16 protein-coding genes are annotated in these 18,631 nt (G+C 49.4%); 6 read left to right on the top strand and 10 right to left on the bottom strand.

Annotated elements, in window-relative coordinates; translation table 11 throughout:
* A partial coding sequence (locus Q0369_RS07775; protein WP_298098290.1) for a hypothetical protein occupies positions 1–925 on the top strand: 925 nt, incomplete at its 5' end.
* Positions 926–1,529: 604 nt separating this feature from the next.
* Here the strand turns inward: Q0369_RS07775 and Q0369_RS07770 are convergent.
* Together Q0369_RS07770 and accB are read right to left on the bottom strand one after the other, a co-directional pair.
* Entirely contained in the window at positions 1,530–2,867 is a 1,338-nt protein-coding gene (locus Q0369_RS07770; protein ID WP_298098288.1) for an acetyl-CoA carboxylase biotin carboxylase subunit, read from the bottom strand.
* On the bottom strand, positions 2,864–3,322 hold the full coding sequence (accB, locus tag Q0369_RS07765) for an acetyl-CoA carboxylase biotin carboxyl carrier protein (protein WP_298098285.1): 459 nt from the start codon (positions 3,320–3,322) through the stop codon (positions 2,864–2,866). Before accB ends, Q0369_RS07770 begins: the two co-directional genes overlap by 4 nt.
* 85 nt (positions 3,323–3,407) lie before the next feature.
* Here accB and Q0369_RS07760 point away from each other — a divergent pair, with 85 nt between their 5' ends.
* Positions 3,408–3,566, top strand: a complete 159-nt coding sequence (locus Q0369_RS07760) for a hypothetical protein (RefSeq protein ID WP_298098280.1) — start codon at positions 3,408–3,410, stop codon at positions 3,564–3,566.
* Positions 3,567–3,742: 176 nt separating this feature from the next.
* Here the strand turns inward: Q0369_RS07760 and Q0369_RS07755 are convergent, their stop codons facing one another.
* Complete coding sequence (locus Q0369_RS07755) at positions 3,743–4,741, bottom strand: type II asparaginase (protein WP_298098293.1); 999 nt, start codon at positions 4,739–4,741, stop codon at positions 3,743–3,745.
* A gap of 176 nt (positions 4,742–4,917) precedes the next feature.
* Here Q0369_RS07755 and dcd point away from each other — a divergent pair, with 176 nt between their 5' ends.
* From dcd to Q0369_RS07735, 4 genes are all read left to right on the top strand, one after another.
* The gene (gene dcd, locus Q0369_RS07750) at positions 4,918–5,481 is read left to right on the top strand and encodes a dCTP deaminase (RefSeq protein WP_298098276.1); all 564 of its coding nucleotides are present in this window, start codon (positions 4,918–4,920) and stop codon (positions 5,479–5,481) included.
* A gap of 3 nt (positions 5,482–5,484) precedes the next feature.
* Positions 5,485–7,716, top strand: coding sequence for a type I DNA topoisomerase (topA, locus tag Q0369_RS07745; RefSeq protein WP_298098273.1), 2,232 nt, complete (start codon positions 5,485–5,487; stop codon positions 7,714–7,716).
* On the top strand, positions 7,713–9,407 hold the full coding sequence (locus Q0369_RS07740) for a hypothetical protein (protein WP_298098268.1): 1,695 nt from the start codon (positions 7,713–7,715) through the stop codon (positions 9,405–9,407). Before topA ends, Q0369_RS07740 begins: the two co-directional genes overlap by 4 nt.
* A gap of 126 nt (positions 9,408–9,533) precedes the next feature.
* Positions 9,534–10,673 (top strand): cation:proton antiporter, encoded by a 1,140-nt coding sequence (locus Q0369_RS07735; RefSeq protein WP_298098265.1) that lies wholly within the window; start codon positions 9,534–9,536, stop codon positions 10,671–10,673.
* Between the two features lie 126 nt (positions 10,674–10,799).
* Here the strand turns inward: Q0369_RS07735 and Q0369_RS07730 are convergent, their stop codons facing one another.
* From Q0369_RS07730 to Q0369_RS07700, 7 genes are all read right to left on the bottom strand, one after another.
* Positions 10,800–11,258: a hypothetical protein gene (locus Q0369_RS07730; RefSeq protein WP_298098262.1), complete on the bottom strand. Its 459-nt coding sequence runs from the start codon at positions 11,256–11,258 to the stop codon at positions 10,800–10,802.
* Between the two features lie 402 nt (positions 11,259–11,660).
* Positions 11,661–12,515 carry a universal stress protein gene (locus Q0369_RS07725; protein ID WP_298098258.1) on the bottom strand — a complete coding sequence of 285 codons (855 nt, stop codon included), beginning with the start codon at positions 12,513–12,515 and terminating at the stop codon, positions 11,661–11,663.
* Positions 12,516–12,535: 20 nt separating this feature from the next.
* A complete protein-coding gene (locus Q0369_RS07720; protein WP_298098255.1) occupies positions 12,536–14,650 on the bottom strand; it encodes a polyribonucleotide nucleotidyltransferase in 2,115 nt (704 codons plus the stop codon).
* Positions 14,634–15,332 carry a phosphoribosyltransferase family protein gene (locus tag Q0369_RS07715; protein WP_298098252.1) on the bottom strand — a complete coding sequence of 233 codons (699 nt, stop codon included), beginning with the start codon at positions 15,330–15,332 and terminating at the stop codon, positions 14,634–14,636. Before Q0369_RS07715 ends, Q0369_RS07720 begins: the two co-directional genes overlap by 17 nt.
* A 20-nt stretch (positions 15,333–15,352) precedes the next feature.
* Entirely contained in the window at positions 15,353–17,611 is a 2,259-nt protein-coding gene (locus Q0369_RS07710) for an LPS-assembly protein LptD (RefSeq protein WP_298098249.1), read from the bottom strand.
* Positions 17,598–18,035: an RDD family protein gene (locus tag Q0369_RS07705; RefSeq protein ID WP_298098247.1), complete on the bottom strand. Its 438-nt coding sequence runs from the start codon at positions 18,033–18,035 to the stop codon at positions 17,598–17,600. The genes Q0369_RS07710 and Q0369_RS07705 overlap by 14 nt, the downstream gene beginning before the upstream one ends.
* On the bottom strand, positions 18,032–18,631 hold a 600-nt coding region (locus Q0369_RS07700; protein WP_298098245.1), incomplete at its 5' end, for a phosphoribosylglycinamide synthetase C domain-containing protein. The genes Q0369_RS07705 and Q0369_RS07700, both read right to left, overlap by 4 nt.

The raw sequence follows: 18,631 nt of genomic DNA, 5'->3' as shown, positions 1-18,631 counted from the left end.
GATAAGAGACGCCGTAGAGGCGCAGGATTTGGCGTTTGCCGCGCAAATTTGCGACTTTGTTTTAAACGACGATTTTGAAAAATTCGGCGCGTTTTTAAGAACCAGAGCGCTAATGTGGCTCACGGACTATATCGCGCAAAATTTAAAAGATAGCGAATACCCAAATTTCGGCGACTTTACGGACTGCCTGTGGAAATTTAAATGGATAGTCTCGGGCATCGCCAAAAGCTCCGTGATCGAAAAGGAGCTCATAGATGAGACAAACGAGGCGATGCTGTTTTACTACGAGCGCTTGGAGCTCTCGCTGGCGGCCTACTACAAGGCCTTGATGAATCAAAACATCGACATAGGTGATACTAGAGAGGTGAAGGCAAACTATGAGCTGTGGAAAAAGCTCGCCAAGGACGACATGGGTGATTGCGAGGCGTGCGAGGCCAGCGATGAGATCGCGTATTTAAATTTTACAGGCGAGCATGAAGCGGCGCTGGAGCTTGCCGAGCCGATACTCTCGGGCGAGCTAACTTGCTCCGAGGTGCCGCACATAACCTACGCGCCGATACTTTTTAGCATGATAAAGACGGGCAAGATAGAGGAGGCAAAAACCCTGCTGCCAAAGGCCGCGGCGACGATAGAGTCAAATCCCAGAGTCATAAATCAAATCGCGCCGCTAATCGAGATCGCTGTTAGGCTGGGGGAGCACGAAACAGCGCTAAGCTTAGCTCGCAAGCACTCCGCGGCGATCCTTGACGGCAACGACGATCTAAACGACCTGCAATTTTTCATCGCTGTTAGCGCGTTCGGCGATGAGAGCGACTACAAAACGGCTTTGGAACTGGCGGGTAAATTTGACGCTAGAAATCAAAACTTCTATTACGCTGATTATCTAAATAAATTTTACGAGGAATTTTCAGGGCTTGAAATTTGACGGTTTAAAGACCTAGCGCGCTTTGCCCGCGAAGCAGATGACCACCTCTAGCACGTGCGGCGAGATAGTTTAAAATTTGCAGCTCGATACTACTTCACACTCGCAACGGCGAGCGCGGTTAAGTTTATGCCGAACGGGCATTAGCGGCTCGTGCGGTAAATTTATACCGATACTCGCTCATCGGCAGCCGGTCGCCGAAATAGATGATAGAGCACGTACGCGGCATTAAATTTTACTCGGTCGGTGTGGATGAAAGCAAAATACTATAGCGGCGCAATCAACGCTAAATTGCGCAGACGAAAGCAAATATCTGCGGCAGCACAAAACATACGTCTAAATTTCAACCGCCGCAGAATGCAAAATTTAACCAAGCCCGCTGTCAATCTCGCTGTAAAACATATAAGCGGCAACAATGGCGTATCTCGCGCATCTTCACCTAGATTTAGCGGTAAATTTAATAGTAAAATTTAAAGCATGGAGCGATAAAATTTTAAAACAAAATTTCAAGTAGATTTTTAAATGTAAAATTTCAAACGGAATCTTGAATACAGAATTTCAAATAAATTTTAAAATTCCAAGAGTATCATCCCTTGGAATTTTAAATTTAATGTTTGGCTAGGTAATTTGTGTCGTAGTTATTATCCACGAAATCGGGGTTGTTCATCATCCTAAGATGAAAATCGCGCGTCGATTTTATGCCGCCGATGATGAGCTCGTCTAGCGCAACCTTCATTTTTGCGATCGCGCGCGCGCGGTCCTTGTCGTAGACGATGAGCTTGCCGATCATACTGTCGTAGTAAGGCGGCACCGAGTAGCCCTCATAAACGTGGCTATCCATTCGCACATTTCTGCCGCCCGGAGCGACGTATTTTGTGATTTTGCCAGGGTTTGGCATAAAGCTTTTGGAGTCCTCAGCGGTGATGCGGCACTCAAGCGCGTGTCCGCTAAATTTTATCTCGCTTTGAGGTAGCAGCTTCTCGCCCTGCGCGATGCGGATCATCCACTCGATCAGATCGAGCCCGCTTCGCATCTCGCTTACGGTGTGTTCGACCTGCAGACGGGTATTCATCTCGATGAAATAGAATTTCTTATCCTTGCTATCATATAAAAACTCAAACGTTCCCGCGCTTGCGTATCCGATCGCTTTAGCGGCGCGAACCGCCGTTTCGTGCAGGCTCTTTCGTGTCGGCTCGTCCAAGATCACGGCCGGGCTTTCTTCGATCAGCTTTTGATGGCGGCGCTGCATCGAGCAGTCGCGCTCGCCGATATGCACGACATGTCCATGCTCGTCGCCTAAGACCTGAACCTCGATGTGGCGGGGGTTTGTGATATATTTTTCCATATACATCGTGCCGTCGCCGAACGCGCTCATCGCTTCGCTCTCTGCCGACCAAAAGAGCTTTTCGATATCCTCTTCGCGCTCGACCACGCGCATTCCGCGCCCACCGCCACCGGCTGCGGCTTTAATGATGACCGGATAGCCGATTTCGGCGGCTAGCTTGCGTGCCTCTTCGACGCTTGCGATCGCGCCGTCGCTGCCAGGCACTACAGGAATGCCCGCGCGCATCATCACTTGCTTAGCCTTGCTCTTATCGCTCATTAAAGTCATTGCCTCGACGCTCGGGCCGATAAATTTAATGCCGTGCTTAGCGCAAATTTCTACGAAATTTTGACTTTCGCTCAAAAAGCCGTATCCCGGAAATATCGCGTCAGCTTCCGTTAGCTCACACGCCGTGATGATCGCGGGGATATTTAGGTAACTATCGCTACTGCGTGGTCCGCCTATACAGACCGACGCGTCGGCGTATTTGACGTAAAGCGCGTCCTGATCGACGGTAGAGTGCACGACGATGGCTTGCTTGCCCATCTCTTGGATCGTGCGAAGCGCTCTAAGCGCTATCTCGCCGCGATTTGCGATTAGAATTTTCTTAAGCTCCTTCATAGCTTCTCGACCTCAAACAGCGCCATAGCGTATTCGACGGGTTGTCCGTCTTCGACGAGAGCTTTTTTTATGCGGCAGTCGAATTCCGCTTCGATCTCGTTCATAATCTTCATCGCTTCGATGATGCCGATCGTATCGCCCTTATGCACGACCTGACCTACGCTTACGAACTCTGCCGCACCGGGACTTGGCGCTTTATAAAAAGTACCTACCATCGGGCTGTCGATCGTATCCATCGCGCCTTTTGAGGCGGGCTTATCGCCCACGAGCACATTTACCGCAGGCGCAGCAAGCTGCGGGGCAGGTGCGGGCGCGGCAAGCTGAGACGTACTCCCGCCGCATGGACCATATTTTTTTATCTCGATCTCAAAATCTTTATCTTTAATTTTTAGCTCGTTAATGCCCTGCTTCTCACCGAAAAAGTCCATTAACTCTTTGATTTCTGCTTTTGTCATAAATTTCTCCTGAAAAAATTTGCGAAATTTTAGCTAAATTTTTATAATTGTTTCTTTAAATGGATTTTTGAGGGACTTTTAAGAAGTGCAAAGCGAAATTTACGACAGAATTTGCGGACTGATTTTAAGGATTTACGGAGCGAGATTTGCCTCGCCCATTTTAAGCTCGAACTTCGCAAGCGAAACACGAAATTTTGCCGTAAGAGCGCAGGATGATTTTAAATCCTTTAAATTTAGCACTTAATTTTACGACCGAAATTCTACGCCCAAGCCCCGAGCGCGAAAATTCCGTGCCTTGCTTTAAAATTTCGCCTCCGAGCTCATATTAAAATCCTGCGCCTTACTTTTCTTTAAAATTTCGCGCCGAAATTTTGTTTTAAAACCTCGCGCCGAAATTCTATCCGCGCGAAGCCCTATGCGTTAATGCGTCGCAAAAAAGCTCTGAATTTTAGCTTTATCGCTCGTTTTGCTAAGGGCTAACATCAGCAGCACGCGCGCCTTTTGTGGATTTAAATTATCTGCGGTTAGAAAGCCAAGTTTTGCGTCGTCCACCTCCGAGCTAACGCTAGTTGAGCCGCTGCCCGTGCGGCTTGAGCGCACGACGATCACGCCCGCTTCGCTAGCTTTTGCAAGCGCAGCCTGCAGATCCGGATATAAATTTCCATTGCCTACGCCCGCTACGATAATGCCCTTAGCGCCCTTTTGCACCGCTGCATCGACCAAATCGCCACTATCTTGCGCGTGTCCATAGATGATATCGACGCGCGGCAAGGCTTTGAGGTCCTTGATATTAAACTCACTTGCGACGGTGTGTTTGCGAAGCGGTGCCATATAAAAATTTACGACGCCATAATTTACGGTGCCGATCTTGCCGGAATTCGGCGAGGCAAAAGCCGCAACGTTAGTAGTATTTGTTTTCGTAACCTCGCGCGCGGCGTGGATTTCGTCGTTCATTACTACAAGAGCGCCCTTTTCGCGAGCGTTTTTATCTGCCGCGACGCTTACGGCGTTATAGATATTCAAAGGGCCGTCCGCGCTCATCGAATCGGCGTTTCGCATCGCGCCCACCAAAACGATCGGTTTTTTGGATTTTATGACTAAGCTTAAAAAATACGCCGTCTCCTCCATCGTATCGGTTCCGTGCATGATGACGACTCCATCGACGCCGTTTTTAGTAAGCAGCTCGCTCACGCGGTTTGCAAGCTTGAGCCAAATTTCATCATTCATCTCCTGCGAGCCGATATTTGAAATTTGCTCGCTTTTAATCGTGGCTAAATCCCCTAGCTGCGGCACTGCCGATAATATCTCCTCTATGCCTTTGGAGCCTGCGGTGTAGTTGCCCTCCGTAGCACTCGCACTGTTTCCCGCGATAGTGCCGCCGGTAGCTAAAATATAAATATTTGGCTTCGCAGCAGCCAAAGATAACGCGATAAAAAACGTAATGAACGCAAATTTCTTGAGTAGTACCATAATTGCTCCTTAAAAAGTGATAAAATTTTTATAATTTAAGCAAAATTCTAGCATAAAATTTTTATTATATTTTATTTTGCTGCTATAATGCGCGGAAAATTTTTTAATTATTTGAAGGGAATTTTATGGGACTAAAAAGCGATAAATGGATCAGGCAGATGTCGCAGCAGCACGATATGATAGCGCCCTTTTGCGAGGAAAATATCGGCCGCGGCGTCGTTAGCTACGGACTTTCGAGCTACGGATACGACATACGCGTAGCGCGCGAATTTAAAATTTTTACAAACGTCGGCGGAACAGTCGTCGATCCTAAAAATTTCGACGCAAAAAACGTCGTGGACTTTGAGGGCGACATCTGCATCGTGCCGCCGAATTCCTTCGCGCTAGCTCGCACTATAGAATACTTCAAAATGCCGCGCGACGTGCTTGCGATCTGCCTCGGTAAAAGCACCTACGCGCGCTGCGGCATCATCGTAAACGTAACGCCCTTTGAGCCGGGCTTTGAAGGGCATATCACGATTGAAATTTCCAACACCACGCCGCTGCCTGCAAAAATTTACGCGAATGAAGGCATCGCGCAGGTTTTGTTTCTGCAAGGGGACGAGCCGTGCGAGGTGAGCTACTGCGACAAAAAGGGCAAGTACCAAAGCCAAAAGGGCATCACGCTGCCTAGAATTCTAAAGGATTAAGCAATGAAAAATTTAATCATCGTAGAATCCCCCGCAAAAGCCAAAACTATCAAAAATTTCTTAGGCGCCGATTACGACGTAATCGCGTCTAAAGGCCATATCCGCGATCTGCCGCAGAAAAAATTCGGCATTAAAATCAAAGATAAAAGCTTCGAGCCCGAATATGAAATCAGCGCCGATCACGATCAGATCGTAAAGCAGATAAAGACGCTCGCCAAAAAGGCGGATCAAATTTACCTCGCGACGGACGAGGACCGCGAGGGCGAGGCGATCGCCTATCATATCGCCGCTTCGATCGGCAAGCAGGCGCAGGAGTTGCCGCGCATCGTGTTTCATGAGATCACCAAAAGCGCGATCTCAAACGCGCTAAGTTCGCCGCGCAAGCTCAATATCGCAAGCGTAAACGCTCAACAAGCGCGCCGCCTGCTCGATCGCATCGTGGGCTACAAGCTAAGTCCGCTTTTAAATTTAAAGATCCAGCGCGGCTTGAGCGCGGGTCGCGTCCAAAGCGCCGCACTCAAGATCGTCGTCGATCGCGAGCGCGAAATTTTAAATTTCAAGCCGGTAGAATTCCACAGCATTGACGCGGTTTTTAAAAAGGATTTGGAAGCCGAACTCGTGGAATTTCGCGGCGAAAAAATGGAAAAGCTCTCGATCAAAAACGCGGCGCAGGCTAGCGAGATCGTCTCGGTGCTGCAAAAAGACAAATTTAGCGTAGAGAGTATCGAGAGCAAATCGCGCAAAACAAACCCCTACCCGCCGTTTATGACCTCGACACTGCAGCAGGCGGCGAGCACGGCTCTGGGCTTTAATCCACGCAAGACGATGAGCCTCGCGCAGAGCCTTTACGAGGGGGTTAATACCAAAAACGGCGGCGCGATCACCTACATGCGAACCGACTCGCTAAATATCGCCAAAGAAGCGATCGCGGCGGCTCGCGAGCTGATCGAGCAGCGCTTCGGCGAAAAATATCTGCCCAAAAGCGCGAATTTATACACCACCAAAAGTAAAGGCGCGCAGGAAGCGCACGAAGCGATAAGGCCTACCGATCTAAAGCTTACCCCCGAGCTCGCGCAAAAAATCCTGCCTCGCGACGAGTACCGCCTTTACGCGCTCATCTACAACCGCTTCGTAGCCTCGCAGATGAGCCCTAGCGTCTCGCAGATCCAAACGATCATCGTACGCGGCGAAGCGGGCGCATTTAAGATCAGCGGGCGTAAGGTGGAATTTGACGGATTTTACAAGGCTTACGGCGATCTGGATAAGGATAAAATTTTACCGAGCCTTAGCGCGGGCGATGCGATGAGCCTGCAAAGCCTAAGCTCGCAGCAGCATTTCACCGAGCCGCCGGCGCGCTATTCGGAAGCTAGCCTCATCAAAAAGCTCGAAAGCCTCGGCATCGGCAGGCCCTCAACTTATGCGCCTACCATCTCGCTGCTTACGGCGCGCAACTACGTAAATATCGAGCAAAAGCACCTGATGCCGAGCGAGATCGCCTTTAAAATCACCGAGATGCTGGAGCAAAATTTTAAAAATATCGTCGATAGCGAGTTTACCTCCAAAATGGAAGAGAAGCTCGACGACATCGCCGAAAACAAAGCGGACTGGCAGCAAATTTTGGCAGATTTTTACTACCCTTTTATGGACGAGATCGCCAAAGGAAAAACCTCGATCGCAAGCCAAAAGCTAGTCGAAAAGATCGGCGAGACCTGCCCGAACTGCGGCGGCGAGCTACTTAGGCGCCAGGGCAGATTCGGCAAGTTCATCGCTTGCTCGAACTATCCGAAATGCAAATACTCGCGTAACGCGGACGCCAGCGCCGAGGAGGCGAGCGAGGAGAAGGAGGCGCCCGAAGTGCTAGATGAAAAATGCCCGCAGTGCGGTAAAAATTTGATCAAGCGCAAGGGTAGATACGGCGAGTTTATCGCTTGCGAGGGCTATCCGAAGTGCAAATACTCGCGTAAAATCGAAGGCGCGGCAAAAGAGAAAAAGCCGCTGCTCTCCACCGGCGTTAAGTGCCCGAGCTGCGGCACGGGCGAGATCGTCGAGCGCTTCTCCAGACGCGGCAAATTCTACGGCTGCACGAACTACCCTAAATGCAACTTTGTGAGCAACTACGCACCGATCGCGCGCGCATGCCCGCAGTGCGGCAACTCATACATGCTCCGCAAAGAGCTGAAAAAAGGCAACTTCGCCGAGTGTCCGCAGTGCAAGTTTAAAGAAGAGATCGATTGATAATAGGCGCCATTTCGGACTCTAATCGCGAAACAAAGGTCGCTGCCAGCGCCATAGAGTGGCTGCTCGCGCGCGGAGCGGGTCTGCTCGTGCACGCAGAGGGCATCGTCGAGAGCGAGACGCTGCGGCTTTTGCGACAAAGCGGCAAGCCCTACTTCGCGGTTTTAGGGAACAACGACGAAGCGCTTGCGGAGCTAAAAAATGACTTCAACCTGCACGATGAGCCTTTTTGCACGAAGTTTGCTGGGCTGCGACTAAAAATCATGCACCATCCGTTTTATCTCTTTGACGAAGAACCCGCGGCGCAAAATGAAGCAGACGGATTAAATTTAGACGCGGATTTAGGTGCGGGTGCGGATCGCGTGGTAGATTCTCGCAGGAATTCCAGCGCGAGCCTAGCTAAAAATTTAAGCTTAAGCGACGAAGCAAATCGCAGAGAAATTTTAGGCTCAAGCTGTAGGACAGATCGCGGGGAAATTTTAATCGCAAATTCTAAAGTAGCGGATCACGTAATAAATTTAACCGCACTGAGCGTGAGCTTAAATTTGACTGTAAGTTCAGGCTCAGACGCAAACGACGAAGGCAAAAATTCCGTCCGAAATTCTAAATCAAATTTCTCCGCCGCAGATTTAGACATAAACCTGCACTCGGGCGCTACGCGAAATTCTACGCCGATACGAGTCGCAAGCGGCATGGCATATCAAAGCCCCGTCACAAAAATAGGGGCTGTAAATCCCGTCGTAGATAAAAATTACCTGACGGCGGCGCATCGAGGCTTTATTACGATAAGCTCGAGCTACGACGCACAAAATTTTACCCTTTATTGCGGCAAAAATTCCGACCGAAGCCAAAGCGAAAATTCTGCGCCCGCAATCCTTAATCAAATTCCAGGCGCTCTTATCTCGAGCAAAAATTTCTCTCCGAGCTTCGCCGCACCCAATCTAAAATCTACGCTACGCAGCAGTAAGAATTCTATCCAAAATCTCAGCGGGAATTCCGTTCAAAATTCTAATTCCGCAGCTCAAGCCACGCAGGATTTAAACTTTGCGGCGGCATATCAAAGCTCTATCCTCACGGCACCGAGCGCAAAATCCGCTTCTCTTCCAAATTCCGTGCTGCCTCAGAATTTTACCTCCTCGCAAAACTCCGCCTCATCGCAAAATTTCGTCCTACCGCCAAACTCCGCGAGAGAGGGCTGCAAAACGCCACTCAGATATATTAAAATTTACGATCGCACTAGTTTTTTCACTGCGGTAGCGGATCACTATGTCACATCGATGGATTACCGACGATACGGCAGCGACGAATCGAAAGGGCTTGCTGATAAGCGGGGTATATCAAAAAACGGCACACCGGCAAATGATCGCAGCGTAACGGCAGATTGCCACAGCACACCGGCGCACCAAAACAGTGCGATGAAAAATCGAAACGCCGCAGTGACGGATTGGCGCGATGTATCGATAGATAAAAACGCTACGGTGGCATATCGGCAATGTGCGGCGGTGGGTTATTGCCACATGGCAGTGAATCAAAACACTTTAGCGGCGCAAAATTTAAATTTACGGCGCGCTCGTGCTAAATCCGGGCGAGATTTGCGGGCGCAAAAAGCGGCTTTTCGATTTGCCTGTGTTGTGGTGCAAGAGCGAAAATTGCGCGCATCTCGTCTCCGTTCGCAGCGCAAAGAACTATAAAGCGACCGAAAGGAAGTCTTAAAATGATACGAAAAGCCCCTGGGCAGCCAGAGAAAATGCTAGAAAGATGCGAAAAAATTCTAAAGCAGTGCGGAGAAAATCTAAAAGGATGCGAGGCTAAAGCATATGAATGAAATTTACGTCCTAATCGCGCTATCGTTTTTGATCTTTGCTTCGCCCTTTTTAGCGAGCCTTGCGCGAATTCCGCTCTCGCCCATGGAGATTATGCTTGGCATTATAGCTGCAAATTTAGGGCTTTTGCCGCCAAGCGCGACCTTCGATCTAGCCGCTCAGATCGGCTTTTGCTACCTTATGTTTTTGGCGGGCTGCGAGGTGGATTTCCGCGCGCTGCTTGCGATGCCGCGTAAAATTCTGCGGCTGATCCTAATCTTTTTGGCGCTGCTTTATATCCTAAGCGCGCTTGCGGTTTGGGTGTTTGAACTGCCGCAGATGCTTATCATCGCAGCGCCTCTGATGAGCGTCGGGCTGCTTTCGGCGCTGTATAAGGAGTACGGTAAGGATCAAGCGTGGCTCAATCTCGCAATGCCCGCGGGCGTAATCGGCGAGCTCATCAGCATCGCCGCCCTCACGGTGGGCGGCATCTACCTTAAAAACGGCTTCGGCGTCGAGATGGCGCTTCATATCGGCGCGCTTTTGGGCTTTTCGGTCGCCGCTCTAGCGGTTTTTAAAGGGCTTGAAATTTTATTTTGGTGGTTCCCTGCGCTAAAAACGGTGATCATGCCTAAATACGACAAAAACGAAAAGGACGTGCGATTTGCGATGGCGCTGTTTTGCCTCATCTGCGCCGGAGTAATGCTTTTGGGGCTTGAGGTCGTCATCGGCGCCTTCATCGCAGGCACCTTTCTGCCGACCTTTTTCTCTCACAAGGACGACCTCATCGAAAAGCTTTCGTCGTTCGGCTTCGGCTTTTTGGTGCCGATATTTTTCATACACACTGGAGCGGTGATCAAGCTAGAAGCGCTTCTTATGCCCGGAGTGATGAGCTTTGCCGCAAGCCTAGCGGCGCTGATGTTTGGCATCAGGCTGCTTGCGAGCGCTACATTTTTAAGCACCCTGGGCCGCAAAGGCGCGGCGCTTTTCGCGCTATCGCTATCTATGCCGCTAACCCTCGTCATCGCTACGGCGACGCTCTTTTACTCCACCGCCGCGATCTCGCAAGAGATATACTTCGCGATGATCATCGCCTCGCTCATAGAGGCGCTCGCGTCGATGATTTTGATAAATTTGATTTACAAGAAATTTTAGGGCGGGAATTTTAAAATTTTGAAATTATAGGATTTTGGAATTTTAGAATTTCAAAATTCCGTGAAATTCTAGAATTCTATGAAATTTGATTTGGTGCGGGACTAAGATGAAGTTAAATTTAAAGCTCTATTTTGCGCCGCAATCGGTTAGGTCTTGGAGTTCCATAGTGTAGTTTGGGATTTGCTCGCGAGTAGAATAACCATACGCTTTTAATATTACATTCAACAGCTTAATTATATCGCTTACCGACAAAAGAGATGTTTGCTTTAGATTTAGATTGAGCAGTTTCCAAATTCTATGGAATTCTTCGGGTCTCAATGCTTCATCGATATCATAATCAAGGGTGACTTCAATAACTTCACCATTATAATATAAAATCCAAATTCCTTTAGAATCAGTGCCATGGTCATAATCTGGATCAGGAAAACTATAAATTTTCCATAGCCAACAATCCGCATCTCGATCAATAGTCCAACCAAGCTCGTTAATAAAAGTCTCATAGTATGGATTATATTTGTAGTAAATTTTACTCAATCCATACTTCTCATCATCATCTTTTGTGATGATTGCATTTTCAAACGCCATCTGCGCTCCTTGAGATTTAAAATTTAGCGTGCAAACAGAAATTTCAAGTGCAAATTTTATGCGGATTTCCGCTACGCAGCCGAAAATGACGAGTAAAGAAACGAATTCCAAACTCGCACGCTTAAAGATAGACCGGCGCGCTTGCCGCGACCGCTAACTCCGCTCGCTGCGGATATACTTGCTCTCTAGCCGTAGCAAAGCAAACGCGGCTCGCCAGCAAAGCTAGCGGTAAAATTTATCGCAACCCGTCCGCAAAATAGCAAACCGCGCGATCTGCGGACGGACTAGCAAAGTCACGACGAGCCGATTAAAATTTAAGCTTTAGCTTGCGGCGCTTAAAAGCCGACTTAAGCTTAGACGCGGTGCGAGCGATATGCCGCGACACGGCGTCTAAGCCTCAAGCTACATTAAGACCGGAATTTTAGTCTTTTGCAGGAAGTATTTCGACGCGCCGCCTAGGAATATCTCCTTGATGCCGCTGTCTGAGTGCAAGCCCGCGACGATTAGATCGAAATCGCCTGCGTCGGCATATTCTAGCAGCACCTGTCCCGGGATCTTGCCGTCTGCATTTAGCGTCTCGAAAGCATCGATATTAACGTCGTGCAGAGCCAAATAATCGCTTATTCGGCGCTTCGTTTCGGGGATGCCCTCTTGGAGGTAGTGGTTTGCGGTGATGACGGTGACGGACTTGGCGCGCTGCAAAAGCTCCAGCCAATTATCAAGCGCTCGCGCAGAGGCCGCAGTGCCGGTAAGCGAGACCAAAATTTTATCCGCCCTAAACTCCTTCAGCTTGCGCGGTATGACGATGCAAGGCTTGCCGCTTTTGGTGACCGCCGCCTCGAACGTGCCGGTGATAGAGCCCGTAGGCGGCACCGAGACTAACACCAAATCGCAGTATTTGGAGTATTTCTCGACTAGCTCGGAACGGATGCCTACCATATGCCTCAAAGCGGCGCTATTTGGGACGTGATCGTCATCGCTTTGATCTAGGCCCAGCTTGGTGCATTCGGCGTCGAAGATCGCCTTGATCTCCTCGCGCTCAGCCCTCATCTCATCGCCCGCGGATTTTAAAAACTCCTCCATCAGCACGCCGCCTTTTAGCGTCATACGGACGTTGTAGATCATCTTAGGATCGAGCTGGCACGCCATTATGTTGATGTGCGTACCGAAAAATTTATTCACTAGCAGCGCTCCGTGTATGCGCTCGGCTAGCTCCTCGCCGCCGCCGATAGGGAAAAATATCTTTTTAAGCTGCATCTCATACTCCTATTAAAATTTTAAGCTAATTCCAGTGAAATTTTAGTGCCTTTCTGATCGGTCACGCGCACTCGCACCACATCGCCCGCCTTGTAAGGCGTCGTGATAAATTTAGCGCGCAGTAGCCCATCTACGCCGTCTCGTAGCGAGATGAAGGTACCGAAATCTAGCACGCTTTGCACCACGCCGTCAAACTCCTCGCCGATCTGAAATTTTACCTCTTTGCGTTCACCGCGTGGCTTGCGAAAATCGCGAGAATTTGAGACTATCGATAAAATTTTATCTTTCGCGCCCGATACGCCGCTAGCTTTGGCGCCTTGAATCTTGACCTCACCCTTTTCTCGATCCAGATCGATATTTACGCCGAAGCTTTCGGTGATCTCTTTGATGACCTTGCCGCCCTGACCGATGATGTCGGGGATTTTGCTCGCCTCGACACTAAAAATTTCAAGCTTCGGAAGCACGTCCTCGTTTATAACGATCGCCGCATCCGCCTGCTCCATCAAGCCCAAAATATGCGCGCGAGCCTGCTTTGCCTGCGCGAGAGCCTCTTTTAAAACCTCCAGGCTGATGCCGCCGAGCTTGATATCCATCTGAAGCGCGGTGATGCCATCATAGGTGCCCGCGACCTTGAAATCCATATCGCCGTCGTGATCCTCAAGCCCCATTATGTCGGTTAGCACGGCGTGTTTTTCGCCCTCAAAAATTAAGCCCATCGCGACGCCCGCAACGAGCTTTAGCGTAGGTACGCCCGCTGCTCGGAGAGAAAGTGCGCCGCCGCAGACCGAAGCCATCGAGCTTGAGCCGTTGCTCTCTAAAATTTCGCTCACTACGCGGATAGATTGCGGCGAGTTTAGATCGATGCTCGGATATAGCGCTCTTTTGGCTAAATTTCCATGCCCCAACTCGCGTCTGCCGGGGCTTTTAAGCGGACTTGCTTCCCCGACGCAAAAGCCCGGGAAGTTGTAATTAAACATAAATCTATCGCTGATCGGCTCAAGCTGCGTTAGGCTGTCGCTTAGCTGCGCGTCGCTATCGCCGCCTAGCGTAGTGACGACTAGAGCTTGCGTCTGCCCGCGCGTAAATAGGCAGCTTCCGTGCGCGCACGGTAGGATATTTGTCTCGATACTGATCGGACGCACCTCATCAAGCGCGCGTCCGTCGGCTCTGCGGCGATCTTCGATGATCTGCGTGCGGATGATGCCGCGCTTATACTTGCCGATGACGCTGGAGATCACCTCTTTGCTCCATTCGTTTTGCGCCGCAGCCTCGGTCGCTAAAATTTGATCCACGATTTTGTTTAGTTCGGTAGCGCGCTCGCTCTTTGCCATCTGATTGATCGCCGCTTTAACGGCGTCTTTGTAATTTGCGTCGATGAAGTCCGCAATATCCTCATCCTCGATCTCGGGTTTATACTCTAGGCTCGCATCGGGCTTTTTAAGCGGCAAAAAAGCCTCTTCGTAAGCGTTTGAGCCCGCGCTTATCGCCTTTGCGGCAAAATCGATCGCATCCACCATCAGATCTTCGCCAAATTCATTCATCTGCTGCGCGCCGCCATTAATCTGCGGCAGGGAGCGCATCTCGATCATCAAAAGCTCATCGCCGACGCCGGCTACGTAAAGATCAAGTGCGCTATTTTTAAGCGCGGAGTTGCTCGGATTTAGGATGAAATTTCCATTTTGATAGCCTATGCGCACGCCGCAAACGGGCGCTTTAATCGGGATGTCGCTAAGATACAGCGCCGCAGACGCCGCATTAAGAGCGACGACTTGCAGATCAACTTCGGGATCTGCCGATAGCACGTAAACTACGATCTGCGTCGGATACGCATAACCCTTTGGAAAGAGCGGGCGCAGCGAGCGATCTATGATGCGGCTGGTTAGCGTCTCAAAATCGCCAGGCTTGGTCTCGCGCTTGATGTAGCCTCCGGGGATTCTGCCCGCCGCGTACATCTTCTCGATATACTGCACGGTAAGGGGTAAAAAGTCCTCCTGCACCTGCGTCTCTTCGCGCGCTACGGTAGCCAGCACGACGGTATTTTTCACGCGCAAAAGCGCCGCGCCCGCGGCTTGTTTCGCAACTTTGTCGATATCGAAAATTTCGGTATTGCCATTTACTTCAATTTTGCACTGCATTAATTTTCTCCTTGTTTTTGTTAGTCTCGTGAAACGGCAGATAAAGCGGGCATTTGTTTAAAATTTGCATTATCTCCTCCGCGCTTGAGAGCGTTTTTTCTTTGTAATAAAAATCCACATTCACAAAGTCTCTGATCTTGTGAACAGCATAAATTCCATCTACTAGCATGGCGATCTCGTCTGCATTATCGCTGCCGATAACAGGCGTAGCGTAAAAGATCGCTTTGGCGTTTAAGCTTACGAGCGTCTTTATGCAAGTAAGTGCGGTCAGCCCGCTCTCACACCCCTCATCTACCAAGATGATGTTTTTTTTCTCCAAATTTCCCAAAAGCTCGCCCTTGCGAAATTTATACATGTTTTTTAAAATTTTCTCCTCATAAAGTCTGTTTGCCTGTCCGTAAACATAATCCAGGCTGATGCCAAAGCTTCTCACGAGCTCATCTACCATCACGATCTCTTGGGTTTCGCTTACGCACGCGATCGCGCATTCCGGATTATTTGGCGCTAAAACAGGCTCTGTGAATAAAAACTCATAAGCAAGCCCAAGCTTTAGAGCAAGATGATTTGCGATAGGAAGCGACTCCAGAGACTGGGCGATTATTAGAAAATTTTCGTTTTTGATCACGGTAGCGGGTAAAATTTCTGCGAGTTTCATCGCGGCGTCGATTTGGTTTTCAAACATCAGCTCGGCTCTAGGCGTCATTATTTTTCGCTTCCGTATTCGCTATCTACCGAAAAATCATAACCTACTCCGCCGAACGGATAGAAATTTACGAGAAAGTAAATTCCGCGCTCCTTGCTTGCTTTGCTATAGCCAGTCGTACTGGTGTTTTTAGGCTCGATATCCTCTTGATACACAAAAGAGTAATTCCAACACTTGCGCGTATGAGAAAGCCCCACGCGCCACATTTTAGAATAAGATCGCTCTAAGTCGTAATCCCAACGACCGAAAATTTTATTATTCCTAGGCAAATTTACCGAAGCGTTTACGATGCCGTAGTTATCTTTCGTATAACGTTTAGGCTCCATGCTTAGCTTTTCATATTCGTAAGCGTGACTAAGTCCAAAGCTAAAGTCGTCGTTGGAGTAGTTGGCGTAGGTATAGACTTTATCGAAGCTTTTATATTTATGCGAGTAGGTAAAGCGGTTTCCGATATTTAGCCCATTTGCAAAATATGCATCGATGCGGTGTTCTAAATCATCGAACTCATGATCGTCGAAGTTATACCGCTGCTTGACACTATGGCGTAAGAATTTACGTCCGTCTTCATTATAAAAAAACTGCGTCATACTTAAAGCTGCATTTTCGTGGGTGTATTCGTTACTAAGCTCGCTTAAGAAGTTATCCTCCCAATAAAGCGAGTCTTGCAAGTTACCTAGCCGCGAGCGATCTACTGCGCCGCGAGCAAGGTCGTATTTATACTGATGATACTTTAAAATTCTATCCTCGATGTCGCCTTGCTGCCATCCGGGAATTCTAAAATCCGCTCTCCAGCTCATAGTGTGATACAAGCTATCATAAGCCCTGGCTACGTCGGTGTAGAGCGAAAGCTCGGTGTATTGATTAGCGTAGAAAGTGCTTTTATCCTCGCCAAGATCTCCGTTTGCGTAGTAAAATTTATCGTGCCAATCGATATTGGTCATATACACTCGCTCGGTAAAGGCGAAATTTAAATAATCCGCCAGTAGTGGCGTGCTTATACTAATCGGTACGTCAAACTCGTATTGGCGAGCAGTCGCGCCCTCCCATCTGGTGTAATTACGCGCCTTCGCATCAAGCGAATAGATCAAATTTGGCAGTCCCAAATCATTACTAAATTTATGATATTGTAGCGTCGGAAGCTCTTGGACGGTATCTTCGTTGCGGAAGGTATTATCGGCGTTTAGCTTGCTTGTATCGATGTAGTAGCGTCCGTAAGCGCCAAAATAGTGCTCGTCTGAGGTCAAATAATAATTCAGCCGTGAAGTTACGAGCGAATTATCCGCATCGTCGCTAAGACCGCCCTTTTCCTTTAGATCGTAGTATTCAAGGTCGTTTAGCTGGGTAAAATCGATCCATAAATTTTCGCGCAGATCGCCGTCTAGCAAATAGGTTGCAAGCTTGCTGCGATCGTATTGCACCTCAAAGCCGTGGTGGCGCTCGTTTTTGTATTCGAGCCGCTTTTGCGCTCGCGAAAAGTTATCGAAAACTCCGCCTCTAATCTCGCCGTAAGAATACGGCGACTCCGTAAATCGAAATGTCCCGTATACGCCAAAGCCCCTGCGCGTGCGCACCTGCGGATCGAGCTGAAAATCCCAGCTATCGTAAGGCGCAAAATAGATCGGTTGCTTGTAGTAAATCCCTTCCTTGCTGATGTAACCGGCCTCGGGAGGCAGCAAGCCCGTGCGACGCGTACGGTCGGTCGGGAAGCCGAAATACGGCAGATAGAGCACCGGCACGTCGCCCACGTAAAATCTCGGATTGAAAAGATGGAGAAATTTGCTTTCTTTATTAAGCATACCGCTGCTAAATTTGATGCGCCAATCAGGATCGGTGACGTTGCAGCTAGATACGCTGGAGCCCTCCACGCGGTAATACTCGCTGTCGCTGCAGCTGGCGTCGTTTTGCATCCAAAGCTCAGAGTCCTTGTCCATCATAAAATTTACGTCAGCTTCCTGCTTGTCGTTTTTCAGATCGATTTTGACGTATTCGGCGCGGGTGGTTTCGCTGCTGCCGCGCATCGCATTGACGTTACCAAAAAGCTCGATAATGCCGTTTTGCTCGTCGTATGTAGCGCGATCGGCGGTGATGAAGTAGTCCTGCGAATACACCGTTACGTTGCCACTAGCCTCCGTCACAAAGCCCTTTTTCTCGACATCATCTGCTATGAGCTCGACGTCTTGGACCTTTGCGCTCGCACTGCTTGCTAAAAGAGCGCTAAAACTAAGCGCTAGAATTTTAAATTTTTTACTCTTTTTCAATCTCTACCACCAATGTTTTCGCCGCCATATCGTGCAGGCTCTGACGCGAGTTCGTAAAAAGCGCCACCAAAAATCCCATATAAAAGATCATCTCGCTTATCAACCTAACCGCCGCGCGGATCGCTGCAGTAGCGATATCCATAGAGCTGCCGTCAGCGCGGACGCAATAAATTTTAACCGCAAGCTTGCCTAGCGTCGCGCCGTATAGATAGACAAAAATCGCCTGATATAAAAATTTTATTATCGCGTAATGCAAAATGAATTTTGACGCGATCTTTTGTACCTCAAGATTGCTTCCGCTCTGCGCCGCTGCGACAAGCTCTGGCTCGTCGATAGCAAATAGCACGACCACAAAAAGCGTTGCGCTCACCGCTTCGTCGATACTAAACGCGATTACGCGCTTGCTAAGCGGAGCGACGATCAAATTTTATCTCTTAAGGCTTGATACGCGATATCGCGCCTATACTGCGCGCCGCTAAATTTTATATTTTCGCACAGCGCGTAAGCCACATCGCGCGCCAGCTTTAAGCTCTGTGCGACGCCCACGCTTACCAAAACGCGCCCGCCGCTAGCGCAAATTTGCCCCTCCCGCTCGCTCACGCCTGCGTAGCAGATATGCGCGCCCGCAGGAATTTCGCCCGTCTTGATCGGCTCAGGCTGCGAAGAGCCGTAAGGGTAGCGCTCGCTAGCCATCACGACGCCCACCGCAAATCGCTCTTTTAAGCTTATGCTGTTTAGCTTGCCTACGGCGGCGTTGTATAAAATTTCGCTCAAATTTCCGTCGATTAGCGGCATCAAAACCTCGCACTCCGGATCTCCGAAGCGCACGTTGTACTCCAGCACGTAAGGCTCGCCGCCCACGATCATAAGCCCCACGAATAGCACGCCGCAAAATGGCGCGCCCTGCTGCTGCATCCCTTTTAGCGTAGGTGCGACGATCTCGCCCTCCACCCTCTTTATCAGCGCGGCATCCGCTAGCGGGCTTGGCGCATAAGCTCCCATGCCGCCGGTGTTCGGGCC

The organism is uncultured Campylobacter sp., from assembly GCF_938030685.1.
GTDB lineage: Bacteria > Campylobacterota > Campylobacteria > Campylobacterales > Campylobacteraceae > Campylobacter_B.
The sequence above is the reverse complement of the archived record's forward strand: the minus strand, read 5'-3'. Positions and strand labels throughout refer to the sequence as shown.

Coding starts and splice junctions, on each gene's coding strand:
- Q0369_RS07770 (WP_298098288.1), bottom strand. CDS start 2,867: ATGAAGGAGCTTAAGAAAATTCTAATCGCAAATCGCGGCGAGATAGCG.
- accB (WP_298098285.1), bottom strand. CDS start 3,322: ATGACAAAAGCAGAAATCAAAGAGTTAATGGACTTTTTCGGTGAGAAG.
- dcd (WP_298098276.1), top strand. CDS start 4,918: ATGGGACTAAAAAGCGATAAATGGATCAGGCAGATGTCGCAGCAGCAC.
- topA (WP_298098273.1), top strand. CDS start 5,485: ATGAAAAATTTAATCATCGTAGAATCCCCCGCAAAAGCCAAAACTATC.
- Q0369_RS07735 (WP_298098265.1), top strand. CDS start 9,534: ATGAATGAAATTTACGTCCTAATCGCGCTATCGTTTTTGATCTTTGCT.
- Q0369_RS07730 (WP_298098262.1), bottom strand. CDS start 11,258: ATGGCGTTTGAAAATGCAATCATCACAAAAGATGATGATGAGAAGTAT.
- Q0369_RS07725 (WP_298098258.1), bottom strand. CDS start 12,515: ATGCAGCTTAAAAAGATATTTTTCCCTATCGGCGGCGGCGAGGAGCTA.
- Q0369_RS07720 (WP_298098255.1), bottom strand. CDS start 14,650: ATGCAGTGCAAAATTGAAGTAAATGGCAATACCGAAATTTTCGATATC.
- Q0369_RS07715 (WP_298098252.1), bottom strand. CDS start 15,332: ATGTTTGAAAACCAAATCGACGCCGCGATGAAACTCGCAGAAATTTTA.